Here is a 15,488-nt window from a genome sequence, read left to right as displayed (position 1 = left end):
ACCGGTCGTAGATGTCGCAATCCACACCGAACCCAGAAGGCCCTCACCCGTTCAAGAACCCAGCACGCGTGTCACCAACGTCCCGGGACAGCACATCTAGGGCCTGTTGTGAAAGTGCTGGTCACAGCCACTCATTGATGGCTGCGACCAGCACGGTCGTTTGTAGCGGACGGCGAGATTGTCATACCGGGTGGCGACAGCCCGATGGCGCTGGAGCCGGTGGATCCCGCGTCTGCGCAGGTAGGAACGATTGCTGCGCGAGTCGTACGCCTTATCGGCCCGCACCCGGTCCGGGCGCTTGCGCGGCCTGCCGGCCCCCAGCCGGGGAACCCGGATGGCTTCCAGTACCGGCTCGAACTGCGGAGAGTCGCCCCGCTGTCCGGCTGCGTCCACATCCGCGGGCCCACTGGCCGTTCGTCAGATCCCCACGTCCCACAGGTCGTGATCACAGACAGACACGATCCGCTGTCGCAACGGTCTCTAGTGGACGCAGAACTCGTTGCCGGCCGGGTCCTGGAGCACAGTCCAGGTGAGGCCCGGAACAGTGTGCTCGCCGACGACGCTCGCACCCAGAGCGACCAGCCGCTCCACCTCCCCAGCCAGGCCCGTACCGGGCGCGGCAGCGAAGTCGACGTGGACACGGTTCTTGCCCCGCCGCTCTTCGGCCACACGCTGGAAACCCAGTGCCAGCGGCTGCGCTCTGACGATGACGAAGTCGCCGTGGTCCTGGGCGATCTCGCCTCCCAACGCAGTGGCCCACCACTGGGCCAGCTCCCGCGGTTCCGCACAATCCATCGTGATCATCACGGCTGTCAGATTCATGATCGTCACCCTAACCACGACCACTGACAAGCATCAGCACGAGCCGTTCGCAGAACTCCAGCTAGATGGCCGTGACCAGCACTTTCACAACAGGCCCTAGGCGAGCGGTCCCTCGCCCTTGGTTGCGTCCACGAAGGCCGCCCAGGCGGGGGCGGTGAAGAGGAGGGGGGTGCGGGTGGTGTCCTTGCTGTCGCGGACCGGGACGAGGGAGGGGAGGTTGGCGGCCACCTCGACGCAGGCGCCACCGTCTGTGTTGCTGTAGCTGCTCTTCCGCCAGGACACCGTGCTCAGGTCGATGGCTCGCACGTCACTTCCTCCAACATCCGCAGGATGAACTTCCGCGACTCGGCCGGGGACAACACCAGGTCGCGCACCGCATCATATTTTCGCTGCAAGCGCTCAACCTTCCCGTTTTCTTCGACCAGTTCACCATGCACATCGGTCTCCGTGTAGGCCACGGTTCGACCGTCGAGCAGCCGCAGGTAGGTCACCTCGGTACTGACCAGGCCGTGCAGCCCCGCACCGAACGGCAGTACGTGGAGATTGATGTTCGGACGCTCCGCCGCCTCCGCCAGATACTCCAGCTGCTCCCGCCACGCCCGTGGGTCACGCAGCGATGTGCGCAGGGCCGCCTCGGAAAGGATCGTGCGGAACGGTGGCGCATCCTCCCCGTCCAGCAGCTTCCGCCGTCCGAGACGGGCCTCGACTTGTTGCTCCAGCTCCGCGCCCTTGGTCCCACCCGCAATGAGGGCCTCGCGCGCGTACCCGGCTGTTTGGAGGAGGCCGTGAATGACAGTTGCCCCGTAGTGCCAGAGGCTGAGGGCCTCGGACTCCAGGACCATGTACCGCCGGTACCGCTCCTTGAACTGTGCGGGATCCGCCACCGCCAGCTCCCACAGCGTCACCAGCAAGCCCGGTGTTCCGTAGAACTGGTCCAGCGCCTGTACGACCTCCGGGCCGCCCAGGGTGCGGCCGCTCTCCATCTTGGAGAACTGGGACGCGTCCCAGCCCACCTGTTTCGCCAGTTCCCGCAGGCTCAGGCCGCGTTCGGTGCGCAGTCGCCGTAACTCCTCGGCGAAGCGGGCCCTCGGCTCCTGGCTGCGGCCGGTGACCATCAGGCGTTGAGGCATCCCACCTCCATGTTGAATTTGGTGAACGTGCTCGGCAAAGCGTTGAACGTGGGCCTCTCAACAGCGCAAACGCCTCTTCCGTGCGCCATTCTCTAAGCACCCGAACACGCAGCGTAGCGCCGCGCATGCGCTACGCACTGGCGTTCACGGAAAGGAGCTGGCCACGATGACAACGACGTCGGAGCCCCCCGAGCCCGGCACCCTCTTCTACGACCCCGGCACCGGCAAGGTCGGTGAGTACCGGGACCGGGCCGGGCCCTACGCGATGCTCCGCCCGGTCGGCGGCGGGCTGGAGTGGCAGGCCGACCCGGCGGCGCTGCGGGCGCCCACGGACGGGGAGCGGCTCGGCGCGAAGGTCAAGGCCGTCAATCACCGCACCGGCAGCCAGCCGTCCACCGGGGCGCCGCCCTGCCTCGACGACCTCAGCCGGCCGCCCCGCCCGGTTCCCGGCTGCGCCCCCTGCACGGAGCTGGCGGAGCAGCGGGAGGCGGCCCGGGTGTCGTACGACCGGAGCGCCGAGACCGACGCGAACGTCCTGCTGCGCCAGCACCAGAGGAAGGAACACCGCGCGTGAAGGACATCTCCCAGGGCACCTCCCAAGGCCTGCCGTACGAGGAGTGCCGACGGCAGGCCGAGCACGCGCCGCCGCGCGACCGGACCGGCCCGTGGCCCGGGTACGCGCTCCCGCCGTTCCATCCGGGGTACGCCAGTGCGCCGAGTACGCCGAGTACGCCGCCGATGCCGAGGACGCCCACCGCGTCCCGCACCAGACACGAGACGGGTGTCCTCGCCCTCACCCTCCTCTGCATCGCCGGGCTGCTCTGCGCCATCCTGAGCTAGCTCAACTGCCGTACGGCAATGAGGAGATGGCGGTGGTCCTCGGTTGCCGCGCCCTCCGGGCCCGGGGCGCCGGTGAGCAGTGCTCGCCGGCCCGGGCCCAGCAGTTCGAGCCGCACCCGGGAGGCGTTGAAGGAGTTGAGGGCGTCCAGCAGGTAGGCGGGGTTGAAGGCGACCGCCAGGTCGTCGGCGTCGGTCAGCGTGGCCGCGAGCTGCTGCGAAGCGACGTCGTCCTGGTAGCCCGCGTGCAGGAGGACGGTTCCCCGGGCGGAGAAGTCGAGCCGGACCGGGCTGTTCGGCTCGGCGACGACCGCGACACGGCGGACGGCGTCGGCGAGCGGCTCCCGGTCCATGACCACGACGGCCGGGGCGTCCAGTGCGAACAGCTTGTCGTGGCGCGGCAGTCGTCCGTCCAGCAGCCGCAGTGTCGTCCGCACCCCGGTTCCCTCGAAGGCGATCAGGCCACCGCCCGAGCCACCCGTGCCGCCCGAGCCGCTCAGCCCGATGCGGATCCGCCCCGACTTCGTCAGCGCACGGGAGATCTCGGTCAGCCTTCGGCCGGGGACCACCGCCTCCACTGCCTCCACAGGCTCGGATGTCGGTTCCTCCGGCTGCCACGGCAGCACCCGCACGGCATACCGGTAGCGGTCCGTGGCGGACAAGGTCATCGAGGCGCCGTGCAGGCGGAGTTGGATGCCCGTGAGCACCGGCAGGGAGTCGTCCCGGCCGGCGGCCACCGCGACCTGGGCGACCGCCGCCGCGAACTCCGCCGCGTCCAGCGTTCCGCGAAAGGCGGGAAGCTCGGGGAGGGCCGGATACTCGTGCCGGGGCAGGGTCGACAGCCCGAAGCGCGTACCGCCCCCTTCCACCGTGAAGCGCGCTCCTTCCAGCGCGCACTCCACCATCGCGTCCGGCAGCACCCGGCAGATGTCGAGCAGTCGGCGGCCGGGGACGAGGACCTGGCCGGCTGTCGGCGTCTCCGCCGGGATCTCGACGGTCGCGGACGCCTCGTAGTCGAAGCCCGAGATGCGCAGCCGTCCCTCCGCCGCGTCCAGCGTCAGGCCGCCCAGCACCGGCACGGGCGACCGTGCGGGCAGCGATCTGGCCGCCCAGGCCACGGCCTCGGCGAACATGCCTCGCTCGATCCGGAACTCCATCCCGTGCATCCGTACATCCCCCGTCGCGTCGCACCAGCAGGTCCGCGACGCACGCTATCCAGCAGCACTGACAACGCCCGCTACTGCGCCGGTCGCCGGGGTGCGAACACCGGCACTCCCTCCCGGAAGCGCACCTCCAGTTCCATCCCCGCCCTCAGCTCCCCCTCCCCGCAGCCCACCACCTCGGTCATCATGCGCGGGCCCTCCGCGAGGTCGACCACGGCCGCGATGTAGGGGGTGCGGGTGTCGAAGGGGGGCAGGTCGTTGCGGTGGACCGTGGACCAGGTGTAGAGGGTGGCCCGGCCGGTCGCCTCCTCCCAGCGGACGTCCTCGCTCCAGCAGTGCGGGCAGAACTCGCGGGGATAGTGGTGGGCGCGGGCGCAGGCGGCGCAGCGGCGGAGCAGGAGGCGGCCGGCGGCCGCCGCGTCCCAGTAGGGGCGAGTGAAGGCATCCGGCTCCGGCACGTCGTGGCGCGGGCCTTCCGGAGTCAGCGGGCTCTCCGGAGTCAGCGGGCTCTCCGGAGTCAGCGGGCCTTCCCGAGCCACCGGCCCTTCCGGCGTCATCGGAACCATCCCAGCCACGCGTCCAGCGACCACACCTGCCACGACACGGCGAAGAACGCGACGAGCGAGATCAGCGCCATCATCGAGTTCTGCCCCTGTTCCGCCCAGTCGTGGATCATGAGGGTGAAGTAGAGGGCGTTGAGGAGCAGGCCGCCGAGCAGGGCGACCGGGGTGAGGAAGCCGAGGATGAGCCCGAGGCCGAGGGCGAGTTCGGCGTAGGCGACGACGTAGGCCATCAGCCTGGGGCGGGGGCGGACCACCTTGTCGAAGCCGGTCCGGACCGGTGCCCAGCGGTGTTTCGCCGCCATCTCCGCCGCCCACGCGATCCCGCTGCCGCGTTGGAACCAGGCCTTCTTGTCCTTGTGGCGCCAGCTCTCCAGCCACCACAGGCCGAGGCCGATACGCAGGACCGCCAGCCACTGTGCGCCGTCGAGCCATATCGAGTCCATGGAATCTGACGGTACGTCAGGTACGGGTCTCCGTACAGACCGGTGGGTGCCGTACGGACACATGCGGGTGGCGTACGTCACCCGGCCCGCCCACTCCTTCCACATCCGTGATCAATCCGCAACCAATTCCGGTCTTGACCGAGACCCATCAAGCGAGGGTGTGATTACGCTCGCGCTCATGGCCGTCTCCCGTCCCGCCCCCACGCCCCTGCACCAGACCTCCGCCGACCGCCCGGTCTATGTCATCGGCGCAGGTCCCGGCGGTCTCGCCGCCGCCCACGCGCTGCGCAGCCAGGGGGTGCGGGCGGTGGTGCTGGAGAAGAGCGACCGGGTCGGCGCGTCCTGGCGGGGCCATTACGACCGGCTGCGACTGCACACCACCCGGCGGCTGTCCGCTCTGCCGGGGCTCGCGATACCGCGCCGGTTCGGCCGTTGGGTGGCCCGCGACGACGTGGTGCGCTACCTGGAGAAGTACGCCGAGCACCATGAGCTGGAGATCGTCACCGGGGTGGAGGTGTTCCGGGTCGAGCGCGCCGAGGACGGCACCGGCTGGCTGCTGCACGCCTCCGGCGGGCGGGAGCTGACCGGCAGCGCGGTGGTCGTCGCCACCGGCTACAACCACACCCCGCGGCTGCCCGACTGGCCGGGCCGGGAGTCGTACGAGGGCGAGCTGCTGCACGCGGGCGGCTACCGCAACGCCGAGCCGTACGCCGGGCGGGACGTACTGGTCGTCGGGGTCGGCAACACCGGCGCCGAGATCGCCGTGGACCTGGTGGAGGGCGGGGCCGGGCGGGTGCGGCTGGCGGTGCGGACGGTGCCGCACATCGTGCGCCGCTCCACCCTCGGCTGGCCCGCGCAGTACTCGGGGGTGCTGATCAGACGGCTGCCGGTGCGGCTCGTCGACGGGCTGTGCCGGCTCCAGGCCCGCATCGCCGTCCCCGACCTGTCCGCGCACGGGCTGCCGCGGCCGGACACCGGGCTGTACAGCAGGGCGCGCGAGGGCGCCATCCCGGTGCAGGACGTCGGTCTGATCGACGCCGTGCGCCGGGGGAAGGTGGAGATCGTGGCCGCCGTCGAAGGGTTCGAGGGCGGCGAGGTGGTGCTCGCCGACGGGAGCCGGATCGCACCGGACGCGGTGATCTCGGCCACCGGGTACACGCGGGCACTGGAGGGGCTGGTCGGGCATCTGGGGGTGCTGGACGGGCGCGGCAGGCCGGTGGTGCACGGCGGCCGCAGTCCCGCCGAGGCGCCCGGCCTGTACTTCACCGGGTACACCAACCCGATCAGCGGGATGCTCCGCGAGCTGGCGCTGGACGCCGTGAAGATCGCGAAGGCGGTCGCCAAGGAGGTCGGCGCGCACCGCTGACGCCCGCGGTCCGCCCGTAAGTTTGCCGTTCCGGCGTGTTCCTGACGCCTTGTCAGTTCAGTAATCTGACAGGGCGTCAGTTGAATGCCGTCTCACGGCGCCGTCCCCCGCGGTGCCGTCTCACGAGGAGCGGGCGGAACGATGCTTGGATCGACCCACGGCACCCTCACCACCGACTCCCGCCGGGCCCGCGCCCTCGCCTGCGGCGAGCAGCGGCCCGGACCCGTCGTCTCCGGCCGGGTCGACGACCTGGACGTCAGCGGGCGCCCGCTGCACGCGGTCGTGCCCGACCTGACCCGCTTCTTCCGCCCCGAGTCCGTCGCCGTGATCGGCGCCTCGGACGCCGAGGGACGGCCGCACACCGGGATCACCCGGCAGCTGCTGGCGTGGGCCGAGCGGGTGGGCGCGCGGGTGCACCCGGTGCATCCGGCCCGGCGGTCGGTCTTCGGACTGCCCTGCGTCCGCTCCGTCGCCGAGTTGCCCGGACCGGTCGACCTGGCCGTGCTGCTGGTCGCCGACCCGCTGCCGGTGATCGGCGAACTGGCCGAGGCCAAGGTGAGGTTCGCGGTCGCCTTCGCCTCCGGGTTCGCGGAGACCGGGGCGGCCGGGGCGGCGGCGCAGGAACGGCTCGCCGAGGCCGTACGGCGGTCCGGGGTGCGGCTGCTCGGGCCGAACACCAACCTCAACGCCTTCGAACGGTTCCGCGACGACCTCGACGGCCCGGCGATCGCGCTGATCACCCAGTCCGGGCACCAGGGCCGCCCGGTCTTCGCCCTCCAGGAGCTGGGCATCCGGCTCTCGCACTGGGCGCCGACCGGCAACGAGGCCGACCTGGAGACCGCCGACTTCCTCTCCTGGTTCGCCGAGCAGCCCGAGGTCGGGGCCATCGCCGCCTATGTGGAGGGGCTGAAGGACGGCCGCGCCTTTCTGCTCGCCGCCGACCGGGCCGCCCGCCGCGGGGTGCCGGTGGTCGCGGTCAAGGTGGGCCGCACCGAGACCGGGGCGCGTACGGCCGCCTCGCACACCGGCAAGCTCACCGGCGCGGACGACGTGGTGGACGCGGCCATGCGGCAGTTCGGGGTGGTACGGGTCGACGGGCTCGACGAACTCCAGGACACCGCCGCCCTGCTGGCCCGGGCCCGGGCGCCGCTCGCGGACGGGGTCGCGGTGTACTCCATCTCCGGCGGCACCGGCGCCCATGTCGCCGACCTGGCCGCGGCGGCGGGACTGCGGCTGCCCCGGCTGTCCGCGGCCCGGCAGGCGGAGCTGCACCAGTGGATACCGGAGTACCTGAGCGTGGCCAACCCGGTCGACAGCGGCGGCCACCCGGTCGGCGACCACCGCGGCCGCAGGATCATCGACGCGCTGCTCGCCGACCCCGAGGTGGGCGTGCTGATCTGCCCGGTCACCGGCCCCTTCCCGCCGCTCAGCGACCGGCTCGTGCGGGATCTGGTGGACGCGGCCGAGGAGACCGACAAGCTGGTGTGCGTGGTGTGGGGCTCGCCGGTCGGCACCGAGCCCGCGTACCGGGAGGTGCTGCTGGGCTCCGCCCGGGTGGCCACCTTCCGGACCGTCGGCAACTGCCTCACCGCGGTGCGGGCCTGGCTCGGCCACCACCGCTTCGTGGCCGGCTACCGCTCCCCCTTCGACGAGGCCCCGCGCACCCTCTCCCCCTCCTTCCGCAAGGCCCAGCCGCTGCTCCAGCCCGGCCGGCAGCTCAGCGAGCACGCGGCCAAGCAGCTGCTGCGCGCGTACGGCATCCGGGTGCCGCGCGAACAGCTGGTGACCAGCGCCGCGGCGGCCGTACGGGCGGCCGCGCAGATCGGCTACCCGGTGGTGATGAAGGCCTCCGGCGCGCAGCTCGCCCACAAGACCGAGCTGGGCCTGGTGAAGATCGGGCTGACCTCGGCGAGCCAGGTCCGCGACGGCTACCGGGAGCTGACCGACATCGCCCGCTACGAGGGGATCGGGCTGGACGGGATCCTGGTGTGCCAGATGGTCGAGCGGGGCGTGGAGACGGTCGTCGGGATCGGCCAGGACGCGCTGTTCGGGCCGACGGTGACGGTGGGCCTGGGCGGGGTGCTGGTGGAGGTCCTGCACGACACGGCCGTACGGGTGCCGCCGTTCGGGGAGGACCAGGCCCACGCCATGCTGGCCGAGCTGCGCGGCCGGGCCCTGCTGGACGGCGTCCGCGGCCGGCCGCCGGCCGACCGGGAGGCGCTGGTGGAGGTGATCCTGCGGGTCCAGCGGATGGCCCTCGAACTGTCCGACTCCATCGCCGAGTTGGACATCAACCCGCTGCTGGTGCTGCCCCGGGGGCAGGGGGCCGTCGCGGTGGACGCGCTGGTGGTGTGCAGGTGAGCGGGGTACGGCACGAGGTGCGGGAGCAGGTCGCGTACGTGACCATCGACCGCCCCGAGGCCCTCGGCGCCCTCACCCCGGCCATGCGGGACCGGATCACCGAGCTGCTGGCCAAGGCCTCGGCCGACCCGGAGGTGCGGGCGGTGGTGCTCACCGGCACCGGGCGCGGGTTCTGTACGGGCGCGGATCTGCGCGGTGCGCCCGCCGCGGGGGAGCGGATCCCCGGAGACGTCGCACGCACCCTCCGTACCGGCGCCCAACGGCTGATCGCGGCCGTACTGGACTGCGAGAAGCCGGTGCTTGCCGCCGTGAACGGCACCGCCGCCGGACTCGGTGCGCAGCTGGCGTTCGCCTGCGACCTGGTGCTGGCCGCCGAGTCGGCCCGGTTCGTCGAGGTGTTCGTGCGGCGCGGACTCGTACCGGACGGCGGCGGCGCGTATCTGCTGCCGCGGCTGGTCGGGGTGCAGCGGGCGAAGGAGCTGATGTTCTTCGGGGACACGGTCCCGGCGGCGGAGGCGGAGCGTCTCGGGCTGGTCAACCGGGTCATCGCCGATGGCGAGCTGACCAAGACCGCCCGTGAGTGGGCGACCCGGCTGGCCTCCGGCCCGACCCGCGCCCTCGCCCTGACCAAGCACCTGGTGAACACCTCCCTGGACTCCGACCGCGCGTCCGCGCTCGCGGCCGAGGCCTGGGCCCAGGAGATCAACCTGTCGACGACGGACGCACGGGAGGGGCTGCGGGCGTTCGTGGAGCGCAGGAACGCGGAGTTCCGGGGGTGTTAGCGGACGCCGGAAGGGCCCCGGCGGCGTCGTTGACGCCGGGGCCCTTCCGCGCGTGTCCGGGTCAGCGGCGGCGGAGGCCGGTGCTGACCAGGGCCGAGCCGACGAGGACGATCGAGGCGTCCACCAGCAGCGCGGTGTGGATGCCGGAAAGGGTGGAGCCGGTGGCGTTCATCCGGGCAGTGGCGATGGAGCTGAGCACCGGGATACCCATGGTGATGCCGACCTGCTGGGTCATCGAGGCGAGACCGGTGGCCAGGCCCTGCTCGCCGTCGGGCAGGCCGGAGGTGGCCGTGACCATGTAGCCGACGACCGCCGAGATATGGCCGAAGGCACCGGCCGAGGACGCGGCCAGCATCACCGCGAGGGCCCCGCCGCCGCCGTGGCCGGCGAGGAACAGCGCGCTGGTGGCCACGGCCTGGAGCAGCATGCCGGAGCCGAGGACCAGGCGGTTGCTGTAGCGGCCGATCAGCTTCGGGGCGTACAGGCCGCCGAGGAACGCGGCCACACCGATGCCGCAGAAGGCGAGGCCGGTCTGGAGCGGGGTGTAGCCGAAGACCTCCTGGAGGTACAGGGTCAGCAGGAAGATGACCGAGCTCTCCATGGTGAAGGTGATCAGACCGGCGAAGTTGCCCCACTTCACGGTCTGCCGGGTCAGCACCCGCACCGGGGCGAGCGGGGCCTTGGCGCGCAGCTCGATCAGCCAGAAGGCGCCGAGCAGGACCACGGCGGCGGCGATGGTGGCGAGGGCGACCGGGTCGGTCCAGCCGTGCTGGCCGGCCTCGGTGACGCCGTACACCAGGGCGAGCAGACCGCCGGTGACGGTGACCGCGCCGGGGACGTCCAGCTTGGTGCGCTCACCGCGGCTCTCGGGGATCACGGCCGGCGCGGCGAGCAGGATCGCGGCGGCGACGGGCACGTTGATGAAGAAGGCCCAGCGCCAGCTCAGCAGGTCGGTGAGGACACCGCCGAAGATGGCGCCGACACAGAACCCGGCCGACAGCAGCATGCCGTTGAGACCGAGCGCCTTGTCCCGCAGCGGGCCCTCGGGGAGGGTGGTGGTCAGCAGGGACAGCGCCGCCGGAGTGGCGAGCGCGCAGGCGAGACCCTGGGCGACGCGCGCGACGAGCAGCACGGCGGGGCCGTTGGCGATACCGCCGACGAAGGAGCCGGCGGCCAGCAGGGCCATGCCGAGCAACAGCATCCGGCGCCGGCCGGCCAGGTCGGCGAGGCGGCCGAAGAGCAGGGTGAAGCCGGCCGAGGGCAGCATCATCGCGGTGGAGATCCACTGGAGGTTCGCCAGCGAGAAGCCGAGCCCCTTGCCTATGTCGGGCAGGGCGACGTTCAGGATGGAGAAGTCGACGGACAGCATGAACTGCGAGCCGAGCAGCAGGCTCAGGACCAGGCGCTGCCGCGAGGTCATACGCGTCGACTCCGGGACGGCGACGGGCGCGTCTACGGAGGTGGTAGCCATCACGTTCCAATCGTGGTGGGGCGGGGATTCGGGCTCTGACGGGTGAAGAAGCTCAACTCGGCCGCGTTGCGGGGGCGTTCCCGCCCGTACGCAGCACGCTAGGAAGCGGTCCCGGGCCGCTCAAGGAAAGTGCCACCGAGGTACGGCCCCGGTGTCACCTAAGTGACATCGGCCCGGCCGGCGGGGTGCGCCAGGTGCCGGTGCGGGGGCGCTGATGAGGCCGCCGCCAGCCGGCGCGGGGCCGTGCGGCGGCCCCCGGGCCGGAGGCGGAGGTGCGGGGGGCGGCTTCGGCGCGGACGGCTTCGGCGCGGGCGGCGAACGCGTGCAGCACCGCCATGACGGCGGCCAGCTCGCGCTCGTCGGCCCGGCCGCGCAGCACGCGTACGGTGTCGGCGCCGCTCATACCGGCTGGTTCCCGTGTTTGCGTTCGGGCAGGGGGGCGTGCTTGCCGCGCAGCATCCGCAGCGAGCGGATCAGCACGGCCCGGGTCTCGCGGGGGTCGATGACATCGTCGACCAGGCCGCGCTCGGCGGCGTAGTACGGGTGCATGAGCTGCTCCCGGTACTCGGCGACGCGCCGGGCGCGGGCCTGTTCGGGGTCGTCGGCAGCGGCGATCTCCCGGCGGAAGACGACGTTGGCCGCGCCCTCGGCGCCCATCACCGCGATCTCGTTGGTGGGCCAGGCGAAGGCCAGGTCGCAGCCGATGGAGCGGGAGTCCATGACGATGTACGCACCGCCGTAGGCCTTGCGCAGCACCAGGGATATCCGGGGCACGGTCGCGTCGCAGTACGCGTACAGCAGCTTGGCGCCGCGCCGGATGATGCCGTCCTGCTCCTGTCCGGTGCCGGGCAGGAAGCCGGGCACGTCGACCAGGGTGACCAGCGGGATGTTGAAGGAGTCGCAGAACTGCACGAACCGCGCGCCCTTCTCGGACGCGGCGATGTCCAGGACACCGGCCTGGACCTGCGGCTGGTTGGCGACGATCCCGACGACCTGGCCGCCGAGCCGGGCCAGCGCGGTGATCAGGTTGGGCGCCCAGCGCTCGTGCAGCTCGAAGAAGTCGCCGTCGTCGGTGATCTCCTCGACGACCCGGCGCATGTCGTACGCCTTGCCGGGGTGCGCGGGCACCAGGTCGAGGAGGGCGTCGCAGGAGCGGTCCACCGGGTCGGCGGTGGGTTCCTCGGGCGGCAGCTCCCGGTTGTTGGCGGGCAGCAGCGACAGCAGATGGCGTACGTCGGCCAGGCAGGACTCCTCGTCGTCGTGGACGAACGCGGAGACCCCCGAGCGGACGGAGTGGACGTCGGCGCCGCCCAGCTCGTCATGGCCGACCCGCTCCCCGGTGACCGCCTGGACGACGTCCGGACCGGTGATGTACATCTGCGCGGTGCCGCGCACCATGAACACGAAGTCGGTGAGGGCCGGCGAGTAGGCGGCGCCGCCCGCGCAGGGTCCCAGGATCACGCTGATCTGCGGGATGACCCCGGAGGAGCGGACGTTGCGGGTGAAGATGCCGCCGTACCCGGCGAGCGCGGTCACGCCCTCCTGGATGCGGGCGCCGGCGCCGTCGCTGAGGGCGATCAGGGGCGCGCCGGCGGCCTCCGCCAGGTCCATCACCTTGTGGATCTTCTGGGCGTGGGCCTCGCCGAGCGCGCCGCCGAAGACACGGAAGTCATGGCCGTAGACGAAGACCTGACGGCCGTCGACGGTGCCCCAGCCGGTGACCACGCCGTCGCCGTCCGGCCGTCTGTTCTCCAGTCCGAAGCCGGTGGCCCGGTGCCGGCGCAGCCCCTCCACCTCGGTGAAGGAGCCCTTGTCCAGCAGCAGTTCCAGCCGCTCACGGACGGTGAGTTTGCCGCGGGCGTGCTGCCGTTCGGTGGCTTCCGCGCCGGGCCCTTCGGCCGCCTTCCGTTTCCTTTCGGCGAGTTCGCCGAGCCGTTCCTGCAACGCCATCTGCGCCTCCTCTCAACTGCCGCTCACAGTAGGCAGAAAGGGGTGCGGGAATACAGGATCGGGTGTCGAAAGAGACATTCTCCGGGTACCTTCGCGCCATTTTCCGAGCCGGTTGCGGGGCGACCGGTTTACGTTCGCATCCCCCGCATCCGCTGGAAGGAGGGGCGATGGCACAGGACGATGCGACGAGTGCGCTGTCCCGGTACCGCGTGGCGGTGGTGGCCGACCCGTTCCCGGTCTCGCGGACGGCGGTGGCCTCGCTGCTCAGGCACTCGGGCGCCCTCGACGACGCCCGGGAGGCCGACAGCGGGCCGGCCGCCGTGGAGCTGGTGCGCCGGCTGCGCGCCGATCTGCTGGTGACCGATGTCGACCTGGTCGCCCGCGGTGACGGCGTACACCTGTGTCACCAGGTGAAACGGCTGTCCCGGCCACCGAGCGTGCTGGTCTTCACCGGCGCCGACGACCCGGCCGTGGTCGCCGCCTGCCTGACCGGCGGGGCGGACGGCTTCGTGCACCGCTCGGCGTCCCCCGAGCGGCTGGTGCACGCGGTGGAGACGCTCGCGGTGGGCCGGCCCGTCTGGTACCTGCGCGAGCGCGGCCAGGAGCCGCCGCAGCCGCCGGACGGGGCCCGGGCGCCGGGCATGACATCGCGCGAGCAACAGGTCCTGGGGCTGCTGCTGGCCCGTTATTCCAATGACGAGATAGCGGCCGAGCTGCATGTGGCCAGACAGACCGTGAAAAACCATGTGAGCAATGTGCTGCGCAAGCTCGGCGTGGCCAACCGGCGTGAATTGCTGACGCTTTAGTCCCGTTTCTGATTTCCCCGCCTACGGAGGTAACCCACCGTGACCACCCCTGTCTCCCGTCCTCGTTTCCAGGGCCGGGTCGCCCTCGTCACCGGAGCCAGCCGCGGCATCGGGCTCGCCGTCGCCGAGCGGCTGGTCGCGGAGGGCGCCCGGGTCTGTCTGACCGCCCGCTCGCCCGAGCCGCTGGCCGAGGCGGTCACCCTGCTCGGCGGCCCGGAGCACGCCATCGCCGTGGCCGGCAAGGCCGACGACCCCGCCCACCAGAGCGAGGCCGTCGCCCGCACCGTGCAGACCTTCGGCCGGCTGGACGTGCTGGTCAACAACACCGGGATCAACCCGGTGTTCGGGCCGGTGCTGGACCTGGAGGAGGCCGCGCTGCGCAAGCTGTTCGAGGTGAACGTGCTGGCCGCGCTCGGCTGGCTGCGCCGGGCCCGGGACGCCTGGATGGGCGAGCACGGCGGCGCGGTCGTCAACATGACCGCCGTCGCCGGGCTGCGGCCGGCCGAGGGCATCGGCGCGTACGGCGCGAGCAAGGCCGCGCTGATCCACCTCACCGAACAGCTCGGCCAGGAACTCGGCCCGCGGATCCGGGTCAACTCCGTCGCCCCGGCCGTGGTGAAGACCCGGTTCGCGGCCAAGCTGTACGAGGAGCGGGAGCAGGAGGTCGCCGCGGGCTACGCCCTGGGCCGGCTCGGCACCCCGGAGGACATCGCCGCCGCGGTGGCCTACCTGGCCTCGGACGACGCGTCCTGGGTGACCGGGCAGACGCTCACCGTGGACGGCGGCCTGATCGCGGCCGGCGGCGGGATCTGAGCGGACGGCGGCAGGACCTGAGCGGCCGGCAGCGGGAGGTGCGCTGCCGGCCGCAGCCGCTCTGCGGGGGCCGGCAGCGGGGTACGCGCTGTCGGCCGCTGCCCCGAGGGGGCCATGTGCCCGGTGTGCCGCAACCGCCCTGAGGGGGCCGGTGCTCGGGCACCGGCCCCCTTGCGGTGTGTGCGGCCCGGTCAGCAGAGCGGGCCGCCCGCGACGTACAGCACCTGGCCGGAGACGAAGCCGGACCGCTCGCCGGTGAAGAACGAGACGGCCTCGGCGACGTCGTCGGGGGTGCCGACCCGGCGCACCGGGATGCCGGCGGCGCCGCGCTCCTGGAACTCCTCGAAGCTGATGCCCATCCGCTCGGCGGTGGCCCTGGTCATCTCGGTGGCGATGAAGCCGGGGGCGACCGCGTTGGCGGTGATGCCGAACTTGCCCAGTTCCAGGGCGAGGGTCTTGGTGAAGCCCTGGAGACCGGCCTTGGCCGCCGCGTAGTTGGCCTGGCCGCGGTTGCCGAGCGCCGAGGAGGAGGACAGGTTGACGATCCGGCCGTACCCGGCGTCCACCATGTGCTTCTGCACCGCGCGGGTCATCAGGAAGGCGCCGCGCAGATGGACCCCGGCGACGGTGTCCCAGTCGGCGACGGTCATCTTGAACAGCAGGTTGTCGCGGAGCACACCCGCGTTGTTGACCAGCACGGTGGGCGCGCCGAGTTCCTCGGTGACCCGGGCGACGGCCGCCTCGACCTGCGCCTCGTCGGAGACGTCGGCGCCGACGGCGAGCGCCCGGCCGCCGCTCTTCTCGATGCGTCGTACGGTCTCGGCGCCGGAGCCGGCGTCCAGGTCGAGTACGGCGACGGCGTGCCCGTCGGCGGCCAGCCGCTCGGCGGTGGCCGCGCCGATACCGCGGGCCGCCCCGGTGACGACGGCGACCCGCTGCGAGGTGTGGGACATAGGGGGTTCCTTCCAGGTCTTCTTCGGG

Annotated in this window: 17 protein-coding genes and 1 pseudogene; 7 read left to right on the top strand and 11 right to left on the bottom strand. The window is 72.2% G+C overall.

What is annotated here, in order from left to right:
• Positions 1 to 121: 121 nt before the first annotated feature.
• From ACWCV9_RS31235 to ACWCV9_RS31220, 4 genes and pseudogenes are all read right to left on the bottom strand, one after another.
• A pseudogene (locus tag ACWCV9_RS31235) lies at positions 122 to 384 on the bottom strand (transposase); the annotation flags it as partial.
• Positions 385 to 480: 96 nt separating this feature from the next.
• Positions 481 to 822, bottom strand: a complete 342-nt coding sequence (locus ACWCV9_RS31230) for a VOC family protein (protein WP_450791596.1) — start codon at positions 820 to 822, stop codon at positions 481 to 483.
• 96 nt (positions 823 to 918) lie between these two features.
• Positions 919 to 1,128, bottom strand: a complete 210-nt coding sequence (locus ACWCV9_RS31225; RefSeq protein ID WP_450791594.1) for a DUF397 domain-containing protein — start codon at positions 1,126 to 1,128, stop codon at positions 919 to 921.
• Positions 1,110 to 1,952: a helix-turn-helix domain-containing protein gene (locus tag ACWCV9_RS31220; protein ID WP_450791592.1), complete on the bottom strand. Its 843-nt coding sequence runs from the start codon at positions 1,950 to 1,952 to the stop codon at positions 1,110 to 1,112. Before ACWCV9_RS31220 ends, ACWCV9_RS31225 begins: the two co-directional genes overlap by 19 nt.
• A 166-nt stretch (positions 1,953 to 2,118) precedes the next feature.
• Here ACWCV9_RS31220 and ACWCV9_RS31215 point away from each other — a divergent pair, with 166 nt between their 5' ends.
• A complete protein-coding gene (locus ACWCV9_RS31215) occupies positions 2,119 to 2,526 on the top strand; it encodes a hypothetical protein (protein WP_450791590.1) in 408 nt (135 codons plus the stop codon).
• A complete protein-coding gene (locus ACWCV9_RS31210; RefSeq protein ID WP_450791588.1) occupies positions 2,523 to 2,792 on the top strand; it encodes a hypothetical protein in 270 nt (89 codons plus the stop codon). The genes ACWCV9_RS31215 and ACWCV9_RS31210 overlap by 4 nt, the downstream gene beginning before the upstream one ends.
• On the opposite strand, the gene dnaN is transcribed toward ACWCV9_RS31210, so the two are convergent.
• From dnaN to ACWCV9_RS31195, 3 genes are all read right to left on the bottom strand, one after another.
• A complete protein-coding gene (dnaN, locus tag ACWCV9_RS31205) occupies positions 2,789 to 3,946 on the bottom strand; it encodes a DNA polymerase III subunit beta (RefSeq protein WP_450791604.1) in 1,158 nt (385 codons plus the stop codon). The two genes, ACWCV9_RS31210 and dnaN, sit on opposite strands and share 4 nt — an antisense overlap.
• An 80-nt stretch (positions 3,947 to 4,026) precedes the next feature.
• On the bottom strand, positions 4,027 to 4,410 hold the full coding sequence (locus ACWCV9_RS31200) for a Zn-ribbon domain-containing OB-fold protein (protein ID WP_450791587.1): 384 nt from the start codon (positions 4,408 to 4,410) through the stop codon (positions 4,027 to 4,029).
• A 95-nt stretch (positions 4,411 to 4,505) separates the two neighbouring features.
• Positions 4,506 to 4,958 (bottom strand): DoxX family membrane protein, encoded by a 453-nt coding sequence (locus ACWCV9_RS31195; protein ID WP_385841960.1) that lies wholly within the window; start codon positions 4,956 to 4,958, stop codon positions 4,506 to 4,508.
• Between the two features lie 178 nt (positions 4,959 to 5,136).
• Between ACWCV9_RS31195 and ACWCV9_RS31190 the strand changes: the two genes are divergently transcribed.
• The 3 genes from ACWCV9_RS31190 (at position 5,137) to ACWCV9_RS31180 (ending at position 9,467) form a co-directional block, all read left to right on the top strand.
• On the top strand, positions 5,137 to 6,324 hold the full coding sequence (locus ACWCV9_RS31190) for a flavin-containing monooxygenase (RefSeq protein WP_450791585.1): 1,188 nt from the start codon (positions 5,137 to 5,139) through the stop codon (positions 6,322 to 6,324).
• Positions 6,325 to 6,465: 141 nt separating this feature from the next.
• The gene (locus ACWCV9_RS31185) at positions 6,466 to 8,685 is read left to right on the top strand and encodes an acetate--CoA ligase family protein (RefSeq protein ID WP_450791583.1); all 2,220 of its coding nucleotides are present in this window, start codon (positions 6,466 to 6,468) and stop codon (positions 8,683 to 8,685) included.
• Positions 8,676 to 9,467: an enoyl-CoA hydratase/isomerase family protein gene (locus ACWCV9_RS31180; RefSeq protein WP_450791581.1), complete on the top strand. Its 792-nt coding sequence runs from the start codon at positions 8,676 to 8,678 to the stop codon at positions 9,465 to 9,467. Before ACWCV9_RS31185 ends, ACWCV9_RS31180 begins: the two co-directional genes overlap by 10 nt.
• Positions 9,468 to 9,528: 61 nt before the next feature.
• Here the strand turns inward: ACWCV9_RS31180 and ACWCV9_RS31175 are convergent, their stop codons facing one another.
• The 3 genes from ACWCV9_RS31175 to ACWCV9_RS31165 form a co-directional block, all read right to left on the bottom strand.
• Positions 9,529 to 10,938: an MFS transporter gene (locus tag ACWCV9_RS31175; RefSeq protein ID WP_450791579.1), complete on the bottom strand. Its 1,410-nt coding sequence runs from the start codon at positions 10,936 to 10,938 to the stop codon at positions 9,529 to 9,531.
• A gap of 154 nt (positions 10,939 to 11,092) precedes the next feature.
• On the bottom strand, positions 11,093 to 11,341 hold the full coding sequence (locus ACWCV9_RS31170) for an acyl-CoA carboxylase subunit epsilon (protein ID WP_450791577.1): 249 nt from the start codon (positions 11,339 to 11,341) through the stop codon (positions 11,093 to 11,095).
• Positions 11,338 to 12,888, bottom strand: coding sequence for an acyl-CoA carboxylase subunit beta (locus ACWCV9_RS31165; RefSeq protein ID WP_450791575.1), 1,551 nt, complete (start codon positions 12,886 to 12,888; stop codon positions 11,338 to 11,340). Before ACWCV9_RS31165 ends, ACWCV9_RS31170 begins: the two co-directional genes overlap by 4 nt.
• A gap of 167 nt (positions 12,889 to 13,055) precedes the next feature.
• Here ACWCV9_RS31165 and ACWCV9_RS31160 point away from each other — a divergent pair, with 167 nt between their 5' ends.
• Together ACWCV9_RS31160 and ACWCV9_RS31155 are read left to right on the top strand one after the other, a co-directional pair.
• Positions 13,056 to 13,694: a LuxR C-terminal-related transcriptional regulator gene (locus tag ACWCV9_RS31160; protein ID WP_385841968.1), complete on the top strand. Its 639-nt coding sequence runs from the start codon at positions 13,056 to 13,058 to the stop codon at positions 13,692 to 13,694.
• Between the two features lie 39 nt (positions 13,695 to 13,733).
• Positions 13,734 to 14,507 (top strand): SDR family oxidoreductase, encoded by a 774-nt coding sequence (locus ACWCV9_RS31155; RefSeq protein ID WP_450791574.1) that lies wholly within the window; start codon positions 13,734 to 13,736, stop codon positions 14,505 to 14,507.
• 191 nt (positions 14,508 to 14,698) lie between these two features.
• On the opposite strand, the gene fabG is transcribed toward ACWCV9_RS31155, so the two are convergent.
• Positions 14,699 to 15,460 carry a 3-oxoacyl-ACP reductase FabG gene (gene fabG, locus ACWCV9_RS31150; RefSeq protein WP_450791573.1) on the bottom strand — a complete coding sequence of 254 codons (762 nt, stop codon included), beginning with the start codon at positions 15,458 to 15,460 and terminating at the stop codon, positions 14,699 to 14,701.
• Between the last annotated feature and the right edge of the window lie 28 nt (positions 15,461 to 15,488).

This window comes from Streptomyces sp. NPDC001606 (assembly GCF_053596835.1).
The sequence above is the reverse complement of the archived record's forward strand: the minus strand, read 5'-3'. Positions and strand labels throughout refer to the sequence as shown.